This window comes from Shigella sp. FJ200513 (genome assembly GCF_040495915.1).
Lineage (GTDB): Bacteria > Pseudomonadota > Gammaproteobacteria > Enterobacterales > Enterobacteriaceae > ECMA0423.
In genome coordinates this window covers 1-5,495 of the sequence record NZ_JBDYCV010000164.1, presented here as the reverse complement: position 1 = coordinate 5,495, position 5,495 = coordinate 1, and the positions used below count along the sequence as shown (strand labels likewise).

Here is a 5,495-nt window from a genome sequence, read left to right as displayed (position 1 = left end):
TGGTAAAGGAGAGGCCCTGGAAATACCCCACAGCCCCGAAAAAGAGCCAGTCAGTTGCTTAACTGACTGGCATTACAGCTCAAGGGCTGCCGTTTTGTGTTTCAGGTTTCTGTTATGTATTGCTGCTGTTTGCGGCGATGATTTTCGCTACTTTTTCAGCTTGCGCATTCATCTGCATCTGACGGTATGCATTTTCCATCAGCGGCAGCGCATCACGCGTAGCCTGGGTATCCGGGTAGTCGCGCAACATGCCTTCTATGCGGTTAACGACGGCAACCCATGCGCCACGTTCTGTATAGTACTCGGCCACGGAGTATTCATATTTCGCCAGACGATCTTTCAGGAATACCAGACGTTTGGTGGCATCGGTAGTGTACTGACTGTTCGGATAGCCGCGCACCAGTTTGGAAAAGTCACTAAACGCAGCTCGTGCATGTTGAGGATCGCGATCGCTACGGTCAACGCCAAAGAACCCTTGCAGCGCACTGTCATCCAGCGCCATATTGGTCAGGCCACGCATGTACATGACATAATCGATATTCGGATGGGTCGGGTTAAGGCGAATAAAACGATCGATGGCAGCCTGCGCTAACGGCAAATCGGCGTTTTTATAGTAGGCGTAGATGAGATCCAGCTGCACCTGCTGCGAATACGGACCAAACGGATAGCGATTATCTAACGCTTCCAGTTGCGTTATTGCCTGTCTCCAGTTACCGTCCTGCAGCTTTTGTTGTGCAGTCGCGTAAATTTCATTTGGCGGATTATCAGGTACTTCTTCCTTTGACCCCGAGCAACCCGCCAAAAACAGGCTTAGTGTGGCGGCTGCCACCAGATATTTCATGCGCGTCATGACGTTTTGACTTTCCTCAAAATGTAATACGGGAGATTCTCTGTTCCTGCACCCGGTTAAGACCAGCTACAATAGCACACTATATTAAACGGCAAAGCCGTAAAACCCCAACGATAAACGAAGAAGCAGTATATATGGCACAACGAGTACAGCTCACTGCAACGGTGTCCGAAAACCAACTCGGTCAACGCTTAGATCAGGCTTTGGCCGAAATGTTCCCGGATTATTCACGTTCGCGAATAAAAGAATGGATCCTCGACCAGCGCGTGCTGGTAAACGGCAAAGTTTGTGATAAGCCGAAAGAAAAAGTATTGGGTGGCGAGCAGGTTGCCATCAACGCTGAGATTGAAGAAGAAGCGCGTTTTGAACCGCAGGATATCCCTCTGGATATCGTCTATGAAGATGAAGATATCATCGTCATTAATAAACCGCGCGACCTAGTGGTACATCCTGGCGCGGGTAACCCGGATGGCACGGTACTGAATGCGTTGCTTCATTACTATCCGCCCATTGCCGATGTACCACGTGCGGGCATCGTCCATCGTCTGGATAAAGACACCACTGGCCTGATGGTTGTGGCAAAAACCGTTCCGGCTCAGACGCGTTTAGTCGAATCTTTGCAACGGCGTGAAATTACTCGTGAGTATGAAGCGGTGGCGATTGGTCATATGACCGCTGGCGGTACAGTAGATGAACCCATCAGCCGCCACCCGACCAAACGTACTCACATGGCGGTGCATCCGATGGGCAAACCGGCGGTGACTCACTATCGCATCATGGAACACTTCCGTGTGCACACGCGTCTGCGGTTGCGTCTGGAAACTGGACGTACGCACCAGATCCGCGTGCATATGGCCCATATCACTCATCCGCTGGTGGGCGATCCGGTTTATGGTGGCCGTCCGCGTCCGCCAAAAGGTGCTTCGGAAGCATTTATCTCCACGCTGCGTAAGTTTGACCGCCAGGCGCTTCATGCAACCATGCTGCGTCTTTATCACCCGATCTCCGGCATCGAAATGGAATGGCATGCGCCTATTCCACAAGATATGGTGGAGCTGATTGAGGTGATGCGCGCCGATTTCGAAGAGCATAAGGATGAAGTGGACTGGTTATGAGTAAGCTGATTGTCCCGCAGTGGCCGCTGCCAAAAGGTGTTGCGGCCTGTAGCTCCACTCGTATCGGCGGCGTGAGCTTGCCCCCGTATGACTCACTCAACCTCGGTGCCCATTGTGGCGATAACCCGGATCACGTTGAGGAGAATCGCAAGCGACTTTTTGCTGCGGGCAATTTGCCTTCTAAACCGGTCTGGCTTGAGCAGGTACACGGCAAAGATGTGCTTAAGCTTACTGGCGAACCTTATGCCTCAAAACGAGCAGATGCCTCTTATAGCAATACGCCTGGCACGGTTTGCGCAGTGATGACTGCCGACTGCCTCCCTGTGCTGTTTTGCAATCGAGCGGGAACGGAAGTCGCCGCCGTTCATGCTGGCTGGCGTGGACTGTGCGCAGGCGTGCTGGAAGAGACGGTTTCCTGTTTTGCTGATAAACCTGAAAACATTCTCGCCTGGTTAGGGCCGGCAATTGGTCCACGCGCGTTCGAAGTGGGGGCGGAGGTTCGCGAGGCGTTTATGGCAGTAGACGCTAAAGCAAGTGCAGCTTTCATTCAGCATGGTGATAAGTATCTGGCGGATATTTATCAGCTTGCCCGGCAGCGTCTGGCGAACGTGGGTGTTGAGCAAATTTTCGGCGGCGACCGTTGTACATATACGGAAAATGAGACTTTCTTCTCTTATCGTCGCGACAAGACCACCGGTCGTATGGCAAGTTTCATTTGGCTGATATAACCTAAAGAATCAAGACGATCCGGTACGCGTGATTTTCTTTTCACATTAATCTGGTCAATAACCTTGAATAATTGAGGGATGACCTCATTTAATCTCCAGTAGCAACTTTGATCCGTTATGGGAGGAGTTATGCGTCTGGATCGTCTTACTAATAAATTCCAGCTTGCTCTTGCCGATGCCCAATCACTTGCACTCGGGCACGACAACCAATTCATCGAACCACTTCATTTAATGAGCGCCCTGCTGAATCAGGAAGGGGGTTCGGTTAGTCCTTTATTAACATCCGCTGGCATAAATGCTGGCCAGTTGCGCACAGATATCAATCAGGCATTAAATCGTTTACCGCAGGTTGAAGGTACTGGTGGTGATGTCCAGCCATCACAGGATCTGGTGCGCGTTCTTAATCTTTGCGACAAGCTGGCGCAAAAACGTGGTGATAACTTTATCTCGTCAGAACTGTTCGTTCTGGCGGCACTTGAGTCTCGCGGCACGCTGGCCGACATCCTGAAAGCAACAGGGGCGACCACCGCCAACATTACTCAAGCGATTGAACAAATGCGTGGAGGTGAAAGCGTGAACGATCAAGGTGCTGAAGACCAACGTCAGGCTTTGAAAAAATATACCATCGACCTTACCGAACGAGCCGAACAGGGCAAACTCGATCCGGTGATTGGTCGTGATGAAGAAATTCGCCGTACCATTCAGGTGCTGCAACGTCGTACTAAAAATAACCCGGTACTGATTGGTGAACCCGGCGTCGGTAAAACTGCCATCGTTGAAGGTCTGGCGCAGCGTATTATCAACGGCGAAGTGCCGGAAGGATTGAAAGGCCGCCGCGTACTGGCGCTGGATATGGGCGCGCTGGTGGCTGGGGCGAAATATCGCGGTGAGTTTGAAGAACGTTTAAAAGGCGTGCTTAACGATCTTGCCAAACAGGAAGGCAACGTCATCCTGTTTATCGACGAATTACATACCATGGTCGGCGCGGGTAAAGCCGATGGCGCAATGGACGCCGGAAACATGCTGAAACCGGCGCTGGCGCGTGGTGAATTGCACTGCGTAGGTGCCACGACGCTTGACGAATATCGCCAGTACATCGAAAAAGATGCTGCGCTGGAACGTCGTTTCCAGAAAGTGTTTGTTGCCGAGCCTTCTGTTGAAGATACCATTGCGATTCTGCGTGGCCTGAAAGAACGTTACGAATTGCACCACCATGTGCAAATTACTGACCCGGCAATTGTTGCAGCAGCGACGTTGTCTCATCGCTACATTGCTGACCGTCAGCTGCCGGATAAAGCCATCGACCTGATCGATGAAGCAGCATCCAGCATTCGTATGCAGATTGACTCAAAACCAGAAGAACTCGACCGACTCGATCGTCGTATCATCCAGCTCAAACTGGAACAACAGGCGTTAATGAAAGAGTCTGATGAAGCCAGTAAAAAACGCCTGGATATGCTCAACGAAGAACTGAGCGACAAAGAACGTCAGTACTCCGAGTTAGAAGAAGAGTGGAAAGCAGAGAAGGCATCGCTTTCTGGTACGCAGACCATTAAAGCGGAACTGGAACAGGCGAAAATCGCTATTGAACAGGCTCGCCGTGTGGGGGACCTGGCGCGGATGTCTGAACTGCAATACGGCAAAATCCCGGAACTGGAAAAGCAACTGGAAGCCGCAACGCAGCTCGAAGGCAAAACTATGCGTCTGTTGCGTAATAAAGTGACCGATGCCGAAATTGCTGAAGTGCTGGCGCGTTGGACGGGGATTCCGGTTTCTCGCATGATGGAAAGCGAGCGCGAAAAACTGCTGCGTATGGAGCAAGAACTGCACCATCGCGTCATTGGTCAGAACGAAGCGGTTGATGCGGTATCTAACGCTATTCGCCGTAGCCGTGCGGGGTTGGCGGATCCAAATCGCCCGATTGGTTCATTCCTGTTCCTCGGCCCAACGGGTGTGGGGAAAACTGAGCTTTGTAAGGCGCTGGCGAACTTTATGTTTGATAGCGACGAGGCGATGGTCCGTATCGATATGTCCGAATTTATGGAGAAACACTCGGTGTCTCGTCTGGTTGGTGCGCCTCCGGGATATGTCGGTTATGAAGAAGGTGGCTACCTGACCGAAGCTGTGCGTCGTCGTCCGTATTCCGTCATCCTGCTGGATGAAGTGGAAAAAGCGCATCCGGATGTCTTCAATATTCTGTTGCAGGTACTGGATGATGGGCGTCTGACTGACGGGCAGGGGAGAACGGTCGACTTCCGTAATACGGTTGTCATTATGACCTCTAACCTCGGTTCCGATCTGATTCAGGAACGCTTCGGTGAACTGGATTATGCGCACATGAAAGAGCTGGTGCTCGGTGTGGTTAGCCATAACTTCCGTCCGGAATTCATTAACCGTATTGATGAAGTGGTGGTCTTCCATCCGCTGGGTGAACAGCACATTGCCTCGATTGCGCAGATTCAGTTGAAACGTCTGTACAAACGTCTGGAAGAACGTGGTTATGAAATCCACATTTCTGACGAGGCGCTGAAACTGCTGAGCGAGAACGGTTACGATCCAGTCTATGGTGCACGTCCTTTGAAACGTGCTATCCAGCAGCAGATCGAAAACCCGCTGGCACAGCAAATACTGTCTGGTGAATTGGTTCCGGGTAAAGTGATTCGCCTGGAAGTTAATGAAGACCGGATTGTCGCTGTCCAGTAATGATAAAACGAGCCCTTCGGGGCTAATGCCAGTCAGTTAAGCAACTGACTGGCTCTTTTTCGGGGCTGTGGGGTATTTCCAGGGCCTCTCCTTTACCAC

General features: G+C 51.5%; 5 protein-coding genes. 3 read left to right on the top strand and 2 right to left on the bottom strand.

Going from position 1 to position 5,495, the window contains the following annotated elements; genetic code table 11:
• Positions 1 to 112: 112 nt before the first annotated feature.
• Positions 113 to 850: an outer membrane protein assembly factor BamD gene (bamD, locus tag ABZJ92_RS20355; RefSeq protein WP_000197677.1), complete on the bottom strand. Its 738-nt coding sequence runs from the start codon at positions 848 to 850 to the stop codon at positions 113 to 115.
• A gap of 134 nt (positions 851 to 984) precedes the next feature.
• On the opposite strand from bamD, the gene rluD reads away from it, so the two are divergent.
• The 3 genes from rluD to clpB all read left to right on the top strand — a co-directional run bounded on the left by rluD (position 985) and on the right by clpB (position 5,396).
• A complete protein-coding gene (gene rluD, locus ABZJ92_RS20350; RefSeq protein ID WP_000079112.1) occupies positions 985 to 1,965 on the top strand; it encodes a 23S rRNA pseudouridine(1911/1915/1917) synthase RluD in 981 nt (326 codons plus the stop codon).
• A complete protein-coding gene (yfiH, locus tag ABZJ92_RS20345; RefSeq protein WP_000040142.1) occupies positions 1,962 to 2,693 on the top strand; it encodes a purine nucleoside phosphorylase YfiH in 732 nt (243 codons plus the stop codon). Before rluD ends, yfiH begins: the two co-directional genes overlap by 4 nt.
• Before the next feature lie 129 nt (positions 2,694 to 2,822).
• Positions 2,823 to 5,396, top strand: a complete 2,574-nt coding sequence (clpB, locus tag ABZJ92_RS20340) for an ATP-dependent chaperone ClpB (RefSeq protein ID WP_005051270.1) — start codon at positions 2,823 to 2,825, stop codon at positions 5,394 to 5,396.
• Between the two features lie 36 nt (positions 5,397 to 5,432).
• On the opposite strand, the gene ABZJ92_RS22555 is transcribed toward clpB, so the two are convergent.
• Positions 5,433 to 5,495 (bottom strand): hypothetical protein (locus ABZJ92_RS22555; protein ID WP_369812015.1); only part of this gene is annotated, 63 nt, incomplete at its 5' end.